The organism is Acidimangrovimonas sediminis (assembly GCF_002871005.1).
GTDB classification, from domain to species: domain Bacteria; phylum Pseudomonadota; class Alphaproteobacteria; order Rhodobacterales; family Rhodobacteraceae; genus Acidimangrovimonas; species Acidimangrovimonas sediminis.
This window is the reverse complement of the sequence record NZ_PHSN01000006.1, coordinates 136,049-153,274: the sequence shown is the minus strand read 5'-3', so window position 1 is coordinate 153,274 and position 17,226 is coordinate 136,049. Positions and strand designations below refer to the sequence as shown.

At 66.3% G+C, this 17,226-nt stretch carries 17 protein-coding genes and 1 tRNA gene; 9 read left to right on the top strand and 9 right to left on the bottom strand.

The genetic code is table 11. The features are described from left to right. Positions 1-21: 21 nt before the first annotated feature. The 8 genes from CVV76_RS07165 to CVV76_RS07130 form a co-directional block, all read right to left on the bottom strand. Positions 22-510, bottom strand: coding sequence for an RNA pyrophosphohydrolase (locus tag CVV76_RS07165; protein WP_102223951.1), 489 nt, complete (start codon positions 508-510; stop codon positions 22-24). A gap of 34 nt (positions 511-544) precedes the next feature. Beyond that, the gene (locus CVV76_RS07160) at positions 545-1,912 is read right to left on the bottom strand and encodes a S41 family peptidase (protein WP_102223950.1); all 1,368 of its coding nucleotides are present in this window, start codon (positions 1,910-1,912) and stop codon (positions 545-547) included. After that, positions 1,909-3,072, bottom strand: coding sequence for a murein hydrolase activator EnvC family protein (locus CVV76_RS07155; RefSeq protein WP_102223949.1), 1,164 nt, complete (start codon positions 3,070-3,072; stop codon positions 1,909-1,911). Before CVV76_RS07155 ends, CVV76_RS07160 begins: the two co-directional genes overlap by 4 nt. Then, positions 3,069-4,589: a 2,3-bisphosphoglycerate-independent phosphoglycerate mutase gene (gene gpmI / locus CVV76_RS07150; RefSeq protein ID WP_102223948.1), complete on the bottom strand. Its 1,521-nt coding sequence runs from the start codon at positions 4,587-4,589 to the stop codon at positions 3,069-3,071. The genes CVV76_RS07155 and gpmI overlap by 4 nt, the downstream gene beginning before the upstream one ends. Before the next feature lie 182 nt (positions 4,590-4,771). After that, the gene (rlmH, locus tag CVV76_RS07145; protein ID WP_102223947.1) at positions 4,772-5,242 is read right to left on the bottom strand and encodes a 23S rRNA (pseudouridine(1915)-N(3))-methyltransferase RlmH; all 471 of its coding nucleotides are present in this window, start codon (positions 5,240-5,242) and stop codon (positions 4,772-4,774) included. Between the two features lie 10 nt (positions 5,243-5,252). Continuing rightward, entirely contained in the window at positions 5,253-5,651 is a 399-nt protein-coding gene (rsfS, locus tag CVV76_RS07140; RefSeq protein WP_332888535.1) for a ribosome silencing factor, read from the bottom strand. Positions 5,652-5,849: 198 nt separating this feature from the next. After that, on the bottom strand, positions 5,850-6,371 hold the full coding sequence (locus tag CVV76_RS07135; RefSeq protein ID WP_102223945.1) for a hypothetical protein: 522 nt from the start codon (positions 6,369-6,371) through the stop codon (positions 5,850-5,852). After that, the gene (locus tag CVV76_RS07130) at positions 6,368-7,711 is read right to left on the bottom strand and encodes a mechanosensitive ion channel family protein (protein WP_102223944.1); all 1,344 of its coding nucleotides are present in this window, start codon (positions 7,709-7,711) and stop codon (positions 6,368-6,370) included. The genes CVV76_RS07135 and CVV76_RS07130 overlap by 4 nt, the downstream gene beginning before the upstream one ends. Positions 7,712-8,088: 377 nt before the next feature. On the opposite strand from CVV76_RS07130, the gene CVV76_RS07125 reads away from it, so the two are divergent. The 9 genes from CVV76_RS07125 to CVV76_RS07085 all read left to right on the top strand — a co-directional run bounded on the left by CVV76_RS07125 (position 8,089) and on the right by CVV76_RS07085 (position 16,495). Further along, on the top strand, positions 8,089-9,099 hold the full coding sequence (locus CVV76_RS07125; protein WP_158243114.1) for an ATP-grasp domain-containing protein: 1,011 nt from the start codon (positions 8,089-8,091) through the stop codon (positions 9,097-9,099). A gap of 337 nt (positions 9,100-9,436) precedes the next feature. Further along, positions 9,437-10,843, top strand: a complete 1,407-nt coding sequence (gene leuC, locus CVV76_RS07120) for a 3-isopropylmalate dehydratase large subunit (protein ID WP_102223942.1) — start codon at positions 9,437-9,439, stop codon at positions 10,841-10,843. A 58-nt stretch (positions 10,844-10,901) separates the two neighbouring features. After that, positions 10,902-11,357, top strand: a complete 456-nt coding sequence (locus CVV76_RS07115) for a GNAT family N-acetyltransferase (RefSeq protein ID WP_158243113.1) — start codon at positions 10,902-10,904, stop codon at positions 11,355-11,357. A 1-nt stretch (position 11,358) separates the two neighbouring features. After that, on the top strand, positions 11,359-11,964 hold the full coding sequence (gene leuD, locus CVV76_RS07110) for a 3-isopropylmalate dehydratase small subunit (protein ID WP_102223940.1): 606 nt from the start codon (positions 11,359-11,361) through the stop codon (positions 11,962-11,964). A 257-nt stretch (positions 11,965-12,221) separates the two neighbouring features. Then, positions 12,222-13,055 (top strand): hypothetical protein, encoded by an 834-nt coding sequence (locus CVV76_RS07105; RefSeq protein WP_146010261.1) that lies wholly within the window; start codon positions 12,222-12,224, stop codon positions 13,053-13,055. Continuing rightward, positions 13,052-14,146, top strand: a complete 1,095-nt coding sequence (locus tag CVV76_RS07100; protein WP_408607881.1) for an endonuclease/exonuclease/phosphatase family protein — start codon at positions 13,052-13,054, stop codon at positions 14,144-14,146. The genes CVV76_RS07105 and CVV76_RS07100 overlap by 4 nt, the downstream gene beginning before the upstream one ends. A gap of 98 nt (positions 14,147-14,244) precedes the next feature. Then, positions 14,245-15,345, top strand: coding sequence for a 3-isopropylmalate dehydrogenase (leuB, locus tag CVV76_RS07095; RefSeq protein ID WP_102223938.1), 1,101 nt, complete (start codon positions 14,245-14,247; stop codon positions 15,343-15,345). Between the two features lie 72 nt (positions 15,346-15,417). Beyond that, entirely contained in the window at positions 15,418-16,368 is a 951-nt protein-coding gene (locus tag CVV76_RS07090) for a DMT family transporter (RefSeq protein WP_102223937.1), read from the top strand. 50 nt (positions 16,369-16,418) lie between these two features. Then, positions 16,419-16,495, top strand: a tRNA-Pro gene (locus tag CVV76_RS07085). A 188-nt stretch (positions 16,496-16,683) separates the two neighbouring features. Here CVV76_RS07085 and CVV76_RS07080 read toward each other — a convergent pair. Further along, a complete protein-coding gene (locus CVV76_RS07080) occupies positions 16,684-17,220 on the bottom strand; it encodes a nucleotide exchange factor GrpE (RefSeq protein WP_102223936.1) in 537 nt (178 codons plus the stop codon). Between the last annotated feature and the right edge of the window lie 6 nt (positions 17,221-17,226).

The following is a 17,226-nucleotide window of genomic DNA, read 5'->3' as shown; positions in this document are numbered from 1 at the left end:
GTTCCCTTGCCGCAAGGACGCTCAGCTTGCCAGCCAGGGGCGGAAGGCGGCGATCACGGCCTCGTAGACCGGGCGTTTGAACGGCACGATGGCGTCCAGCATCTCAGCCGCGCCGATCCAGCGCCATTCGGCGAATTCCGGGTGATCGGTGGCGATGTTCACCTGCGCGTCGCTGCCAGTGAAACGGTAGAGGAACCAATCCTGTTCCTGCCCGCGGTACTTGCCCTTCCAGATCTTGCCCAAAAGCTCGGGCGGCAAGTCGTAGCGCACCGGATCGTCGGTCCGTGCGAGGTATTGGACGAGGCTCGGCACGACGCCGGTTTCCTCTTCCAGCTCGCGCAATGCGGCGGTCTCGGCGCTTTCGCCCTTGTCGATGCCACCCTGGGGCATCTGCCAGGCGGGGGCGTTGCTGTCGATCCGGCGGCCGGCGAAGATCAACCCCTCGGGGTTGATCAGCGTGACGCCGACATTCGGACGGTAAGGAAGGCGAGAGATCTCTTCGGGCGTCATGGTGATGGGGCCGGGGTTGCCCCCGGCCCGTCCCTTACTTCGACTTGGCCGGCGGCGTTACGCCGGTGTCATCCTTGCCGATCACGGTCAGGCCCTTCAGCAGGTCGATCGCATAGGCGAGCTGGAAGTCGCTTTCGCGCAGCTTGGCCTCTTCGTCCGCGGCCTTGGCCTCGGCCGAGAGCTGCTTCTTCTCCTGCTCGGTGATCGCGTCGTTCTTGAGGATGCCGGGCAGGTCCGCCTCGAACGTCTGATCGGGCTGCTTGGCCTTGCTGTCGTCGGCCTTGGTCGGGGTCGGCGGCTGCGGCACCACGATGTCGGGCTGAATCCCCAGGGCCTGGATCGACCGGCCCGATGGCGTGTAGTAGCGCGCCGTTGTCAGACGCATCGCCCCGTCACCCTTGAGCGGGATGATCGTCTGGACCGAGCCCTTGCCAAAGCTCTTGGTGCCCACGACGATCGCGCGGTGATGGTCCTTGAGCGCGCCGGTCACGATCTCGGAGGCCGAGGCGGACCCGCCGTTGATCAGCACCACCATGGGTTTGCCGTCGATCACGTCGCCGGACGTCGCGTTGAACCGTTCCCCATCCTGCGGCAGGCGCCCGCGGGTCGACACGATCTCGCCCTTGTCGAGGAAGGCGTCGGATACCTTGATCGCCTGGGTCAGCAGGCCGCCCGGGTTGTTGCGCAGGTCCAGCACGACGCCGTTGATCTTGTCTGCGCCGCCCGCGTCCTTCTCGGCCTTCTTCAGGCCAGCCATCATGTCGTCGTAGGTTTGGTCGTTGAACTGGTTCAGGCGCAGCACCGCGGTGTGGCCCACCAGCCGCCCGTTGGCCGAGGCGACCTTGATCGTGTCGCGCGTCAGCTTGACCTCGAACGGCTCCTTCTCGCCCTTGCGGACGATGGTGATGGTGATCTCGGACCCGACCGGCCCGCGCATCTTGTCCACCGCCTGGTCGAGGGTCATGCCCAGAAGCGAATCCCCGTCGACCTTGGTGATGTAATCGCCCGGCTTGACCCCGGCCTTGGCCGCCGGCGTGCCGTCGATCGGCGAGACGACCTTGACGAAGCCCTGATCCTGCGTGACCTCGATGCCCAGGCCGCCGAACTCACCCTTGGTGCGGACCTGCATGTCGGCCCATTGCTTGGGATCCATGTAGCTGGAATGCGGATCGAGCGACGACAGCATCCCGTTGATCGCCGCCTCGATCAGCTTCTGGCTGTTCACCGGCTCCACGTACTGGGCCCGGATCCGCTCGAAGATGCTGCCGAAGAGATCGAGCTGCTGGTAGACCGAATTCTCGGGTTTCTTGGCTTCGTCGGCCAGGAGCGGACCCGCGAATTGCGTCGCGAGAAGCGCGCCGGCAACCGAGCCGCCCAGCGCGGCGATCACATATTTCCTCATGGTTTCGTCCTATGTCGTTCCTCGCGGCGCGAAGGCGCCAGCCATGCCTCGGGGTCCACCGGGGTGTCGCCCTTTCTCAACTCCATGTAAAGCGTTTCCGGGCGTTCGGCGCCACCGCCTTCTTTTCCGCCTGCGCCTGCCGCGCCGGGATCCGCTTCCCGGCCGCCCATCAGGCCGACCGGGTCTCCGGCCGAGATCACTTGCCCGACCTTGCCATAGACCTCGTCGAGGCCCGCCAGCACCAGTAGATACCCGTCCCCGGGCTCGAGCACGATCACGTTTCCGTAGTCGAGAAGCGGACCGAGGTACCGGATGGTCGCGGACCAGGGCGCGGTGACCAGCGCACGCGGCCGCGTCGCGATCACGATACCGGGGCGCTTGATCCCCGCGGCGTCCGCCTCGCCCGCATGACGCAGGATCGTCCCGTCGACCGGCATCGGCAGCTGCCCCTTCGCATCGGCGAACGGGGGCTCCGCCGGGCCGGGGCCGATCTTCTGGTCCGACAGTACCTTGGCGAAATCGTTCAGCGTTTTCACACTGTCGGCGACCCGGCCCAGCTGCGCGGCGCTGGCGGTCAGGCGCTTGGGCAGGTCGGCGCGGTTCGACACCGCCTCCGACAGGTCCGTCCGCGCCGCCTGCACCGCCGCAAGACCTGCACGCAGGATCCCGGCCGATCGGTCCTGCACCTTGTGCAGCGCGGCCAGCTCCTGCAGTTGTGCCCGCAATTGCAGCGCCTCGGCCTGCAACCCGGGCGTGACATCCTGCGCGATCATCGCCGCCCGCACGGCACCAAGCGGCCCCTCGGGATGCATCAGCAACAGCGGCGCCGGCGTCCGCTGGACCGAGGCCAGCACCCCCAGCAGGGCGCCGATCCGGTCGCGCTTGGCGGCCAGCAGCGCAGTCAGCGCCGCCTCGCGGATCGCCACGCGACGCAACCCGTCGCGCAGCGCCCCGAGGCCGGATTCATAAGCCTGGATCGTGCGGGTCAGCGCCGCGACACGGTTGCGCGCGCCCTGCGCCTTTCGCAGATCCTCGATTGCGGATTGCAGCGCTGACGCCGCCGCCGCTGCCTGTTCCCCCGCCTGCGCCGGCGCCACCGTGTCGGCAGCGGCGGGGGCGGCAACGAGACAGGCGGTCAGCAGGGCGGCGGTGGACCTCATACGTCGATCAGGCTCTTCCCGGTCATCTCCTCCGGCAGGTCGAGGCCCATCAGTTGCAGGACCGTGGGTGCCACGTCGGCCAGCCTCCCGTCATGCAGGCGGGCCCCCTTCGGTCCGCCGACCACGATCACCGGCACCAGGTTGGTGGTGTGCGAGGTATGCGGCCCGCCCGTCACCGGGTCGACCATGGTCTCGCAATTGCCGTGATCGGCGATCACCACCATCGCGCCGCCGACCTTCTCCAGCGCGTCAAGCGCCAGGCCAAGCCCCGTATCCACCGCCTCGCAAGCCTTGATCGCCGCCTGCAGGTCGCCGGTATGACCCACCATATCAGGGTTGGCGAAGTTAACGACGATCAGATCGTACTGATCCTCGATCGCACCGACCAGATGCTGCGCCACCTCGGGCGCCGACATCTCGGGTTGCAGGTCGTAGGTCGCCACCTTGGGCGAGGCCGCCATATAGCGCTCCTCCCCCTGCTCCGGATCCTCCTTGCCGCCATTCAGGAAGAAGGTGACATGGGGATATTTCTCGGTCTCGGCGGTGTGGAACTGCCGCAGCCCCTTCGCGGCGACCCATTCCGCCAGCGTATTGGTGACCACCTTCTTGGGATAGGCGGTGGTCATGTAGGCGTTGTGCTTCTCGGAATAGTCGACCATCCCCAGCAGGCCGGCCAGCTTCGGCCGGGTGCCGGTGTCGAACTCGGCAAAGCCCGGCTCGCCGATCGCCCGCAGGATCTCACGCGCCCGGTCGGCCCGGAAGTTGAGGCAGAAAAGCCCGTCGCCATCCTTCATCCCCGGCGCATTGGCGATCACCGAAGGGTGGATGAACTCGTCCGTCTCGCCCCGGCCATAGGCGGCCTCGACCGCGCCGGCGGCCGTGTCGCATTCCTCGCCCAGCCCATGCACCATCGCGTGATAGGCCAGCGCGACGCGGTCCCAGCGGTTGTCGCGGTCCATGGCATAGTAGCGGCCGATGACGCTGGCGACATGCGCCCCCCCGGGCAGCTTCTCGACAAGCTCTGCCAGGAAACGGTCCGCGGATTTCGGCGCCACGTCGCGTCCGTCGGTGATCGCGTGGATCGCAACCGGTACGCCCGCGTCGGCGACCATCTTCGCCGCCGCCAACACGTGCCGGATGTGGCCATGCACTCCGCCGTCCGACACCACACCCATCAGATGCGCCGTGCCACCCGTCCGCTTCAAGGCGTCGATGAAATCGAGGATCGCCCGGTTCTCGAAGAACGATCCGTCCTCGATCGCAAGGTCGATCTGGCCAAGATCCATCGCCACCACCCGCCCGGCGCCGATGTTCATGTGCCCGACCTCGGAATTGCCCATCTGTCCCTTCGGCAGGCCGACATCCGGCCCGAAGGTGATCAGCGTCGCATGCGGGCACGCCTCGTGGATCCGGTCGAAATTCGGCGTCTTCGCAAGATAGGGCGCGTTCGCCTTGGTATCGTCGCTCAACCCCCAACCGTCGAGGATGCACAAGACCACGGGTTTCGGTGCGCTCATGACACTCCTCCTTCTGCGTCTTCCCGGTTCTACGTGCGCCGGCGCCGCCCGGCAACCGGTGACGCCGGGGGTTTCACACCCCCGGACCCCCGTGGGATATTTTTCCTCAGAAGAAGAGAGGGCCTGGTCTTCTTCTGAGCGGAAATATCCCGGGGGTGCAGGGGGCAGCGCCCCCGCCGGCGCTAGGCCCGGTGATAGGGCGACCCCGCCAGGATCGAGGCCGCCCGGTACAATTGCTCGGCCAGCATCACCCGCACCAGCATGTGCGGCCAGACCATCTTGCCGAAGGACAGCCTGAACTCCGCCTGTTCCCGCAGCGACGGGTCGATGCCATCCGCGCCGCCGATGACGAAGGCAACGTCCTGCCGCCCGCTATCGCGCCAGCGCCCCAGCATGTCGGCGAAATCCGGTGAGGAAAGCACCTTGCCGCGCTCGTCGAGCGCGACGAGAAGCGCGCCCGAAGGGATCGCGCGCCCGAGGAGCGCGGCCTCCGCCGCCATGCCGCCGCCCTTGCGGTCCTCGACCTCGTGCTCATGCAGCGGCCCGAGGCCGAGTGCCCGTCCCGTGCGGTCGAACCGCCGGACGTAATCGTCGATCAGGTCGCGCTCGGGACCGGCCCTGAGCCGGCCCACCGCACAGAGATGTGCCCGCATTCGGCCGCCTTCAGGCCTTGGCCGCGGCCGCCTGACCGGGCCGGGCGCCGGGCACCTGCCACATCTTTTCCAGCTGGTAGAACTCGCGCACCTCGGGGCGGAAGACGTGGACGATCACGTCGCCCGTGTCGATCAGCACCCAGTCGCCCGTGTCCTTGCCCTCGACCTTGCAGCTGCGGCCATGCTCGGACTTGAGCCGGTCGACCAGCTTCTCGGCGATGGCGCCGACCTGGCGCGACGAGCGGCCCGAGCAGATCACCATGTAATCCGCCATGTCCGACCGGCCGCGCAGGTCGATCGGGATCACGTCTTCGGCCTTGTCGTCGTCGAGAGAGGCAAGGATGCGTTCCAGCAAGGCTTCGCTGGTAAGCTCCGGTTGGGGTGCCGCCGGTTCAGGGGAATCGGTCATCGGAACCCTCGATGCAGCGGCGAGGGGCGCTGCTTCAGTCGCATGAGACAGGACATTGTCCTCCTGGAGATGCGCCGCCTGGTCCCCGGCGCTGGGTGCCTTCAAAAGTAGCATCGGAGAGATGAAATCTCAATGACCGCGGCGCGAAATCGCAATGGCGTGGCAACGGCGTGGCAGCCGCGCGCCTGTTGCGGGTGCTCAGGGGCACGGCACCAGCGCCGAGGGCGGCGCGCCGGTGATCGCCGAAAGCCCCGCGCCGGGGGCGGCCAGCGGCAGCACCGGCGCCCCCGGCGCCAGCCGGATCGCCAGCAGAAAAGGCAGCTCGGGCGGGGTGTCGTCCGTGCGGCACAGGCCCAGCCGCATCTGCATCGACGAAGCCGGCGGTTGCGTTCCCGCGAATTGTGCCTGAAACGCCTGCAACGCCGCAATTCCCCCCGGTGTCGGCTGCAACAGGTGGCGCGCGCCGCCGTTGTCCGGGACCGCCGGAACAGGCTCTGACAAAGGCAAATCGGCCTTTGCGCCGCCCGCCGCGACGGTCAGCACCGCGCTCCCCGGGCTGAGCGAGACCCCCGGCGGAAGGATCAGCGTGACCCGTATCCCTGCGGGCACCGCGGCCAGCGGCGCGGGCCCCGGAGGGAACAGCTCGGCCCCCGCGCGGAGCGGCATTGCAAGCGCAAGCGCGAGGCTGATCGTCGACAGGAGGATACGGGCAATCGTCACGCTGGAGGCTCCTCTGCGGGGTCGGTTCGCGTCACTTTCACCGCGCTGCCGTCGAGTAGCCGGACCTCGCGCTGCGGGAAGGGGATCGAGATGTCGTTGGCCTTGAACGCGTCCCACAGCGCTAGGAACACAGCTCCGCGCACGTTGGTCAGCCCGCCCGTCGGATCCGAGATCCAGAACCGCAGGATATAGTCGACCGAGGAATCACCGAATCCCACGACATGGCAGACCGGCGGACGGGTGGTCAGCACCCGCGGCACGCTTGCGCAGGCCTCGACCGCCAGCGCGCGCACCCGGTGGGGGTCATCGTGATAGGAGGTGCCGAAGTTTATGTCGAGCCGGACGAAATCATTCGAATGCGACCAGTTCACCACCTGCCCGGTGATCAGGTCCTCGTTCGGGATCAGGTATTCCTTGCCGTCCCGCGTGACCACAGAGACGTAGCGCGCGCCCAGCGCGTGGATCCAGCCGAAGGTGTCTCCCAGGCTGATCACGTCGCCAGGCTTCACCGACTTGTCGAGCAGGATGATCACCCCCGACACCAGGTTCGACACGACCTTCTGCAACCCGAAGCCAAGGCCCAGCCCGACCGCCCCGGACAGAAAGGCCAGCCCGGTCAGGTCGAAGCCCACGGCCTTCAGCCCGATGAAGAACGCCGCGCCATAGAGGCAGATCTGCAGCACCTTCACCGCCAGCACCCGCATGGAGGGCGAGATGTCCTCGGAATGGGTGATCCGGGTCTCGGCGGTCTGGGCCAGCACCCGGGCGGCGGCAAAGAATATCCCAGTAACCACCAGGGCCTTCAGGATCGACAGCGCCGACAGGTGAAAGCTGCCGAAGTCGACCGCGAAATCGTTCAGGAAGGTCGAAAACGGCTGAACCAGCCCGAGGAAATGCAGCGTGACATAGATCCAGGCGCCCCAGGTCACGATCCGCCGGAGTACCGGGTTGCGGATGACCCGCGTGGCGAAGCTGACCACCAGGATCGCCGTCGCGATCGTCGCCACCACCCCCAGCAGATAGCGCCGCGACGGGAATGGCGTGATTTCGGCCACCACGCCGACCGCGGCCCAGGCCAGCACCACGAACAGGATGCCGCGCAGCCGCTGAAGCACCACCAGCACCAGGCGCAGCCGCCATTTCGGCCAGCCCTCACGCGTGCGCAGCCAGCCATGCAGCCGCGGCGCGATCAGCATCCTTAGGATTTGCGCCACGAGGAAGAGCGCGATCATGATGCCGACCTGTGTCAGCTGCGAGGGGCGTAGCAACGTCAGGCCATAGGCCTCGAGATCGCCAGCGAGGCCGCCCAGGCTGTCCATGAGGGGGGTGAGCTGCTCCATCCGTGCGGGCCGCTTCTTTCGTTTTTGCCTTCCCTTTGGTCATGTTAGGGGTGTTCGGCCGATCCGCCAACCCTGTTGCGGCAGCGCCGTTATGAACGTGGCGGGCAGTACCCGTGCCGCGCAGACCACGAAATAAACTGTCCCGCGTTGACAGCCATCAATGACCCAATCGCGCGCGCGCCGGACCCTCGGTGGAATTGCAGGGTGTTTCCGGCAATCGCTGCAGCACGCCGCAAGGTTCGTTCAGAAGGGCTGCGGGTCGTCACCCGTCCACGTAATTTTTAATTCGAATTATATAGGCTGGTGAAATGCCGAAGGACTCCTACGAACAGGCCAGAAGCCTGCAGAAGACGAGCAAGCGGACGTTTGGGACCGCCTTGATCCTCGCAACGGGTTTTCCCGTTCAATACCGGCTGTTGCGCGCGGTGGCCGCTGTCTTCGACCGGGTGATCGTCGCCGGGAACGACAGTGCGGGCCTGCTCAGATGGTCGCGCTTCTGCCGCAAGTTCCACGCGCTTTCCGACACCGCGTTCAACGAACCGGGCCTCGTGGCGGAGGTGGAGGATATCTGCACACGGCATTCCGTCGACCTGATCATCCCGGGCGACGCGATCGCGACGCGCTGGCTTTCGGTGGAGCGTGACCGCCTTTCCAGACCCTGCTTTCCCACGCCATCGGTCTCGGCCTTCGACCAGCTCAACGACAAGTGGCTGTTCTACCGGCTGTGCCAGGATCTCGACATTCCCACCCCGCCAACCTGGTATTTCGACAACAAGGCGGATCTTCAGACTTTCCTCAAGATGAACCCCGACACCCTGCCGGGCGTGGTCAAGCCGCTCGCGCTGTACGGCGGCCTCGGGATCCAGACCATCGAACGGGTCGAAGATGCGGCGGTAGTCGATTATGTGCCGGTGCTTTTCCAGTCGTTCGTGCCGGGCCGCGACATCGACATCAGCGTGATCGCCTGCGAGGGGCGCGTCGATCACTACTGTGTCTACATCCGCCAGGACGGCCGCTTCCACTTCATCAACAACGCCCCCTACCTGCAGCAGGTTGAGGCAATGGTGGCCGCGCTCAACGTCTCGGGCGTGCTGAACTTCGACGCACGTCTCGATTCCGCCGGCACCGTTCACATGCTGGAATGCAACCCACGGTTCTGGTTCTCGATGGACGCGGCGCAGGTCTGCGGCATGAACTTCGTGGCCGAGACGCTCTGCCCCACAAGCCCCTGCCGCAATCCGCTGGCCGGAAGCTCGGTCGGGCAACTCCGCTGCATCGCGCGGACCGCGTTCAAGACACGCTCAATCTCAGCCAACGACCGACGGATGCTCGCCTTCACGGCAAGCGACCCGATCCCGCGTTTCCTGGGCAAGAGCACCTTTACCTGACGCCCGCACGCCCGGGCCGGCGCCGGCTGCCCTGTCCACGCGTGATCCGGCTCCGCGGACCGGGTCCCTGAACACGCGTTCATATTCTTTCCCGATCGCCTCGGGCCTGTCCTGTGCGATCCGGCGCGATCCCCGCCGCGTGATCGCCCCCGCCAACAGCTTGCCTGACTTTGGCTTCAGGCGTAGAAGGGCGGCATGAAACGCTATTTCGACATCCACGACAGGGCGCGCCTTCCGGGGCGGTTCTACGGTGTCACCCATTCGGTGCTCGCACGCGGCTGACCTTTCGTCAGACCCGTTGCCCATAGCCATTCCACATCCCGAAGAGAGATGAGCCATGTCCGCTCCGAGAACACTCTATGACAAGATCTGGGACGACCACGTCGTCCAGCAAGATGAAGACGGCACCTGCCTGCTGTACATCGACCGTCACCTCGTGCACGAGGTCACCAGCCCGCAAGCCTTCGAAGGCCTGCGCATGTCGAACCGCAAGGTCCGCGCGCCCGAGCGCACGATCGCCGTGCCGGATCACAACGTGCCCACCACCGGCAACCGCGACGACCGGATCGAGGAAGAGGAAAGCCGCATCCAGGTCGAGGCGCTCGACAAGAACGCGCGCGAATTCGGGGTGAACTATTACCCGGTGAACGACATCCGTCAGGGTATCGTCCACATCGTCGGCCCCGAACAGGGCTGGACGCTGCCGGGCATGACCGTGGTCTGCGGCGACAGCCACACCGCGACCCATGGCGCCTTCGGGGCCCTGGCCCATGGCATCGGCACGTCCGAGGTGGAACACGTCCTGGCCACCCAGACGCTGATCCAGAAGAAATCGAAGAACATGAAGGTCGAGATCACGGGCAAGCTGCCCAAGGGGGTCACGGCCAAGGACATCACGCTGTCGGTCATCGGCGCCACCGGCACCGCGGGCGGCACCGGCCATGTCATCGAATATTGCGGCGAAGCGATCCGCGATCTGTCGATGGAAGGCCGCATGACCGTTTGCAACATGGCGATCGAGGGCGGCGCCCGCGCCGGCCTGATCGCGCCGGACGAGGTGACCTATGAGTATGTGAAGGGCCGTCCCCACGCGCCGAAAGGTGCCAAGTGGGAAGCGGCGCTGAGCTACTGGAAGACGCTCTTCACCGATGAAGGCGCGCATTTCGACAAGGTCGTGACGCTGAAGGGCGAGGATATCGCGCCGGTCGTGACCTGGGGCACCTCGCCCGAGGACGTGCTGCCGGTCACCGGTGTCGTTCCCGATCCCGCAAGCTTCAAGGGCGGCAAGGTCGACGCGGCGAAGCGCGCGCTCGATTACATGGGCCTGGAAGCCGGCCAGAAGCTGACCGACATCAAGATCGACGCGGTCTTCATCGGCTCGTGCACCAACGGCCGGATCGAGGATCTGCGCGCCGCCGCCGAGGTGGTGAAGGGCAAGAAGATCGCCGAGGGCGTGCGCGGCATGGTGGTGCCCGGCTCGGGCCTCGTCCGGGCGCAGGCGGAGGAAGAGGGCCTGGCCCAGATCTTCACCGACGCGGGCTTCGAGTGGCGTCTGGCGGGCTGCTCCATGTGCCTGGCCATGAACCCCGACCAGCTTGCGCCGGGGGAACGCTGCGCCTCCACCTCGAACCGCAATTTCGAGGGGCGGCAAGGCTTCAAGGGACGGACCCACCTGATGAGCCCGCAGATGGCGGCGGCGGCGGCAATCACCGGCCACCTCACCGACGTGCGCGAGATGATGTAAGGCAATGGGCGGCGCGCGGGTCATCGTGGGAAGCGCGGGCCCCGCGGACAGGGAGGCGATGATCGCCCTCTTCCGCGAGACCGAGCATCACTACGGTGGGCCCGCCGCCGTGCGGCCGGGCAAGGCCGAGGCGACATTCGACGCCTTCATGTCCCCCGACGCGCCCGGCCTTCTGGTCGCACGCGCCGCGGGAAAGATCGTCGGGTTCGCCAGCTTCGTCCGCGTCCTTCCGGGCTCCGCCCCGGAAGGCAGCCTGTTCCTCAAGGACCTCTACGTCTCGGCTGAAAATCGGGGCGGAGGGGCCGGGCGGGCACTGATGGCGGGGGTCGCGAGGGCCGCGCAGGAGATCGGCCTGACCCGCATCGACTGGACCGCCGATGCCGATGCCGACCGCACACTTGCCTTCTATCGCGGGCTCGGCGCGCGGCAGATGACCGAAAAGGTCGTCTTCCGGGCCGAGACCGACGTGATGACATCCTGGCTTGAACCCCAAGCCACCAGACAGGACACCTGACATGGACAAGTTCACCACCCTGACCGGGGTCGCCGCACCGCTGCCGCTGGTCAACATCGACACCGACATGATCATCCCCAAGCAATTCCTGAAGACCATCAAGCGCGAGGGGCTCGGCAAGAACCTCTTCGACGAGATGCGCTTCAACCGCGACGGCAGCGAGAACCCCGACTTCGTGCTCAACCAGCCGGCCTATCGCCACGCCGAGATCATCGTTGCGGGCGAAAACTTCGGCTGTGGCTCCTCGCGCGAACACGCCCCCTGGGCGATCAAGGATTTCGGCATCCGCTGCGTCATCGCACCCAGCTTCGCCGACATCTTCTACGGCAACTGCTTCAAGAACGGCATCCTGCCGATCGCCCTGCCGCAGGACGTGGTCGACATCCTGACCGAGGACGCGAAGAAAGGCTCTAACGCGCGACTGACCGTGGATCTCGAGGCCCAGACCGTCACCACCTCGGACGGGCAGGAATTCCACTTCGAGATCGACAGCTTCAAGAAGCATTGTCTTCTGGAAGGCCTCGACGACATCGGCCTGACGATGGAAAAAGCCAGCGCGATCGACAGCTTCGAAGCGAAGAACGCGACCCTGCATCCTTGGGTCTGACCGGGGCTACAGCCACAAGATCTGGGGCCACCTTTTGGGTGGCCCTTTTTTTCGCCACAGAATTGATGCAAAGCGGCGACAGTTTTTCCCTCAAATGGCCGAAAGACTTGGGTTTTCTTAACCACAAGATTGCTAGGGACGCCGAAGATGGGCAAAACTGTGGCAAAGATGAGGCAGACCGTCACAATTGACGGGTCCGGATTGGAACAAGGGCTGGGCATCGTACCCCGTCCGTCCAGATCAAGGATGATGGGGCAGTGGTAGGACGTGTGACAGGCGCACTCGTGCGCTCTCTTCTGGTCATGGTGATGATCGCGACGCCGGCAACGCTGTTGCCCGGCAATGGCGCGGACACCGCCCAGATCGTCGCGCTGATCGCCCTGTTCGGGGGGATCCTGACCTTCGTCGAATATTCCTCGGCCTATCCCGGGCTGGTCGAGTTCCGCTACGCCCCGCCGTTCAACCGCATCCGCTATCTCTCGCTCTTCATCACCGTCTTCCTGCTGACCGTGATCGCGCGCGGCGCTTACGAGCCGACGCCGATGACCGTCTTCGTGCAGGCCGTCGGCCAGCTAATCGGCCACGCGATCGACTTTCCCTACAGCCCGGTGCGGCTGATGACGCTGATGCTGTCCACCAGCACGAGCGCGGCACATGTCGAGGAGGTGCGCGTCGCCGCCGGCATGGCCTACCTGATCTCGCTCATCATGCTGTCGATCTTCGTCATCGTGCTGAAGATCTTCGGCTGGCCCAGCTCGAACGGCACCTTCAACGTGTGGGTCAACCTGCCCACCTTCGACCCGACGATCGGGGGCGACGTCGTCGCCCGGCTCGAACGCGACGCGCGCGTTAACCTTGCGTTAGGGTTTCTGCTGCCATTCCTTGTTCCGGCGGTGGTCAAGGCGGCCTCTTCCAGCTTTGGAGAGATCACGCTGGCACAGCCGCAGACGATGATCTGGATGGTGGCGGCATGGGCCTTCCTTCCCGCAAGCCTGTTCATGCGCGGCATCGCGATGAGCCGGGTCGCGGACATGATCCGCGAGAAACGCCGCCAGAACGCGGCGCTTCAGGGGGCCCTCCAGGCGGCCTGAGACGCCTTATCCACCTTGTTGGCCTGATTGCCGCGCTGTCCACCGCTGCAACAACTGGCGCGGCGCGAGCGGATACCCTGCGCATTGCCACCTGGGATGCCGCGCTGTCGCGCCGGGGGCCAGGTCTGCTGCTGCAGGACATCCGACGCGGCAAGGATCCCCAGATCGCCGCCGCCGTCGCGGTGATCGCCGCGACCCGCCCTGACGTCCTGTTGATCACGGATATCGACTATGACGCCACGGGCCTTGCCCTGACCGCGCTGCGCGAACGGCTGGCGGCCGCGGGCGCGCCTTATCCCCATGCCTTCGCCCGCGCACCGAACACCGGGGTGCCCACCGGCCTCGACCTCGACGGCGACGGGGTCGCCACCGGGCCGCGCGATGCGCAGGGCTACGGCTGGTTTCCCGGTCAGGGGGGCATGGCGATTCTCTCGCGCCTGCCGATAGACGCCGGATCCAGCCGCGATCTTTCCGCCCTCCTGTGGCGCGACCTGCCCGGCAACCTGATCGCGGGCGCGGGGCTGGGCGCAGAGACGCAGGCGGTTCAGCGCCTGTCGTCCTCGGGCCACTGGGACGTCGTGGTGATCACGCCTTCGGGGCCGCTGCACCTGCTGGCCTATGCTGCCACGCCACCGGTCTTCGACGGGCCAAACGACCGCAACGGCCGCCGGAACAGGGACGAAACCGCGCTTTGGCTGGCCTATCTGGACGGCAGGTTGCCATGGCCCGCGCCGACCGGGCGTTTCGTGATCCTCGGCGACGCCAACCTTGATCCCGCAGATGGCGAGGGACGGCGCGACGCGCTGGCCGCGCTTCTGGCCGACCCGAGGGTGCAGGATCCGAAGCCAACCAGCAAAGGCGCTGTGGCCGCCGCCAGCACCGGCCACAGGGGCGACCCCGCCCTCACCACCGCGGATTGGGATGAGGGCAAGGGGCCGGGCAACCTGCGAGTCGACTATCTGCTGCCCTCGGCCGGGCTGCGTGTCACGGCCGCGGGTGTCTACTGGCCGCCGCCCGGAGATCCCGGCGCCGACGCGGCGTCCGGGGCCTCGCCCCATCGCCTAGTCTGGGCCGACATCGCTTTGCCCTGATCGCCGCCCCGTGTGGCCACCGCCGGCAAGCGCCGAGGGCAGCTTGCGCTTCGCCCCTGAAAGGCTAGGCGAAACAGGACTTTTCCGGGAGAGAGCCCATGACGAATACCCTTCTTATCCTGCCTGGCGACGGCATCGGCCCCGAAGTGATGGCCGAGGTCCGCCGTGTCATCGACTGGTTCGGCGACAAGCGCTCCATCGCCTTCGACGTCAGCGAAGATCTTGTCGGCGGCGCAGCCTATGACAAGCACGGCACGCCGCTGCACGACGACACGATGGCCAAGGCCCAGGAAGTGGACGCGGTCCTGCTGGGCGCCGTGGGCGGCCCGAAATACGACGTGCTCGATTTCAGCGTGAAGCCCGAGCGGGGCCTGCTGCGCCTGCGCAAGGAGATGGACCTGTTCGCCAACCTCCGCCCGGCGCAATGCTTCGATGCGCTGGCGGACTTCTCGTCGCTGAAGAAGGACGTGGTCGCCGGTCTCGACATCATGATCGTGCGGGAACTCACCTCGGGCGTCTACTTCGGCGAGCCGCGCGGCATCTTCGAGGAAGGCAATGAGCGTGTGGGCATCAACACCCAGCGCTACACCGAAAGCGAGATCGAGCGCGTCGCGCGCGCGGCGTTCGAGCTGGCCATGCGGCGCAACAAGAAACTCTGTTCCATGGAAAAGGCCAACGTCATGGAATCGGGGATCCTGTGGCGCGAGGTCGTGACCCGCGTCGGCAAGGAATACCCCGAAGTCGAAACAAGCCACATGTATGCCGACAACGGTGCGATGCAGCTGGTGCGCGCGCCCAAGCAGTTCGACGTCATCGTGACCGACAACCTGTTCGGCGACATCCTGTCCGACTGCGCGGCCATGCTGACCGGCTCTCTCGGCATGCTGCCCTCCGCCAGCCTCGGCGCGCCGATGGCGAGCGGCCGACCGCGCGCGATGTACGAACCGGTCCACGGCTCGGCCCCCGACATCGCGGGCCAGGGCAAGGCCAACCCGATCGCCTGCATCCTCAGCTTTGCCATGGCGCTGCGCTATTCCTACGACCTGGGCGCCGAGGCCGACCGGCTGGAAGCCGCGATCGAGAAGGTGCTGGCCGATGGCGTGCGCACGGCCGACCTGATGGGCCCCGAGGGCGGCACCCCGGTGTCCACCTCGGGCATGGGCGACGCGATCCTTGCGGCGCTTGACGCCTCGCTCTAGTCACGAGACGGTATACGCGAAAGGCCCGGTACTTTTCGCCGGGCCTTTTTCTTTGCGCAGGGACGGACCGCCATGGCCAACACCAACGTCAAGGGAACCCTGCTGGCGCTGCTGGCCTTCGCGATCTACGCGACGAGTGACGCGGTGGTGAAGTGGCTGGGCGCGCGCTTTGCGCCGGAACAGATGCTGTTCTTCAGCCAGCTGATGGCCTTTCCGCTGCTGACGCTCATGATGGTGCGCGACACCACCGACAGCAACCTGAGGCCGCGGCACCCATGGTGGGTGGCGATCCATACGGCGGCGCAGGTACTGGGCGGGCTCGGGTCGTTCTACACCTTCTCGGTACTGCCGCTGGCGCAGGCCTATTCCATCCTGTTCTCGATGCCGATCATGATCACCCTGCTGGCCATCCCGGTGCTGGGGGAGCGAGTCGGCCGTCACCGCGGCATCGCCATCGTCGTCGGCCTGATCGGCGTGCTGATCGTGCTGCGCCCCGGTGTGTCGAGCCTCAGCCTCGGCCACGTCGCTGGCCTGTTCTCGGCCTTTGCCAGCGCGCTGTCTGCGGTCATCATGCGCCGCATCGGCGGCGTGGAACGCAGCACCGTCCTGCTGATCTTTCCGATGCTCGGGAACGTCATCCTGATGGGGGCGGCGTTGCCGCTGGTCTACAAGCCGATGGACCTTATCGACCTTGGCGCCGCGGCCTCGATCGCGGTGATGACCTTTCTCGCCATGGTCGTGCTGATTGCCGCCTACCGGTTGGGCGAGGCTGCCGTCGCCTCGTCGATGCAATATTCCCAGATCCTCTGGGCGGTGGTCTTCGGCGACCTGTTCTTTCACGAACGGCTGGACGGCTGGACCGGGATCGGCGCCTGCGTGGTCATCGCCTCGGGGCTTTACATCGTCCTGCGCGAAAGCCGCGGGCAGGCGTCGGAGAACCGCCCGGTGCTTTCGGCGCGGTCGCGTTTCATCACTGGGATCATGCCAAGACTGGGCGCGTTGCTACAACGTCCGAAACAGTGACGTGCCCTCTTGCAAATGTCCGCTCGAATCGGTAACCCCACCGCCACGGTCGGAGCGTAGCGCAGCCTGGTAGCGCACCTGCTTCGGGAGCAGGGGGTCGGAGGTTCGAATCCTCTCGCTCCGACCAATTTTCCCGATTTTTCAAATATCCATTGCCAGTGGGTCCAGCAGGACCCGCCCGGCAGGGCGCGTTCAACCGCGCCTTGGGCAGACTGCACGCCCGGCACAAAAGGAAACGCCCGCCCCCGGCGACGGGAACGGGCGTTTCACGTGGGTCGAATGACGCAAGGCCGCCTAACCCGCGGCCGGAGTACCTCAGGACGCGGGCGTCGACGACACGCCCACCTGGGCGGGCCGCAACAGACGGTCGTGCAGTTGGAAGCCCTCGGTCATCACCTGGATGATCTCACCCGCCTTGGTGCCCGGCACCGGCGCCTCGAACATCGCCTCATGGTGTTGCGGATCGAACTTGTCGCCCACCGCCGGCGAGATCAGCACGATCCCATGCTTGGCGAAGACGTTGCGCAATTCACGCATCGTCAGCTCGATCCCCTCGAGCAGCGACTTCTGCTGCTCGCGCTGTTCATCCGTCACCGCGGCCAGCGCCCGCGACAGGTTGTCGTAGACCGGCAGCATGTCACGCGCCAGTTTAGAACCGCCGTAGTTCTCGGCCTCGCGACGGTCGCGGTCGCTGCGCTTGCGGGCATTCTCGGCATCCGCCAGCGCCCGCATGAAGCGGTCGCGGAATTCGTCCCGCTCGGCCTTCAGCGCTTCGATCTCACCCTCAAGACCGGCGTCGCCCTCCGCGGCGAGCGGGTCCTCTAGGATCTCGTCTTTCTTTTCTTCCGACATTCCTAA

What these genes read in the sequence shown, in the direction of transcription:
- leuD (WP_102223940.1), top strand. Translation starts at nt 11,359, where the DNA reads ATGGACAAGTTCACCACCCTGACCGGGGTCGCCGCACCGCTGCCGCTG.
- CVV76_RS07080 (WP_102223936.1), bottom strand. Translation starts at nt 17,220, where the DNA reads ATGTCGGAAGAAAAGAAAGACGAGATCCTAGAGGACCCGCTCGCCGCG.
- leuB (WP_102223938.1), top strand. Translation starts at nt 14,245, where the DNA reads ATGACGAATACCCTTCTTATCCTGCCTGGCGACGGCATCGGCCCCGAA.
- rsfS (WP_332888535.1), bottom strand. Translation starts at nt 5,651, where the DNA reads ATGACCGATTCCCCTGAACCGGCGGCACCCCAACCGGAGCTTACCAGC.
- CVV76_RS07165 (WP_102223951.1), bottom strand. Translation starts at nt 510, where the DNA reads ATGACGCCCGAAGAGATCTCTCGCCTTCCTTACCGTCCGAATGTCGGC.
- CVV76_RS07115 (WP_158243113.1), top strand. Translation starts at nt 10,902, where the DNA reads ATGATCGCCCTCTTCCGCGAGACCGAGCATCACTACGGTGGGCCCGCC.
- leuC (WP_102223942.1), top strand. Translation starts at nt 9,437, where the DNA reads ATGTCCGCTCCGAGAACACTCTATGACAAGATCTGGGACGACCACGTC.
- CVV76_RS07130 (WP_102223944.1), bottom strand. Translation starts at nt 7,711, where the DNA reads ATGGAGCAGCTCACCCCCCTCATGGACAGCCTGGGCGGCCTCGCTGGC.
- gpmI (WP_102223948.1), bottom strand. Translation starts at nt 4,589, where the DNA reads ATGAGCGCACCGAAACCCGTGGTCTTGTGCATCCTCGACGGTTGGGGG.
- CVV76_RS07155 (WP_102223949.1), bottom strand. Translation starts at nt 3,072, where the DNA reads ATGAGGTCCACCGCCGCCCTGCTGACCGCCTGTCTCGTTGCCGCCCCC.
- CVV76_RS07160 (WP_102223950.1), bottom strand. Translation starts at nt 1,912, where the DNA reads ATGAGGAAATATGTGATCGCCGCGCTGGGCGGCTCGGTTGCCGGCGCG.
- rlmH (WP_102223947.1), bottom strand. Translation starts at nt 5,242, where the DNA reads ATGCGGGCACATCTCTGTGCGGTGGGCCGGCTCAGGGCCGGTCCCGAG.
- CVV76_RS07090 (WP_102223937.1), top strand. Translation starts at nt 15,418, where the DNA reads ATGGCCAACACCAACGTCAAGGGAACCCTGCTGGCGCTGCTGGCCTTC.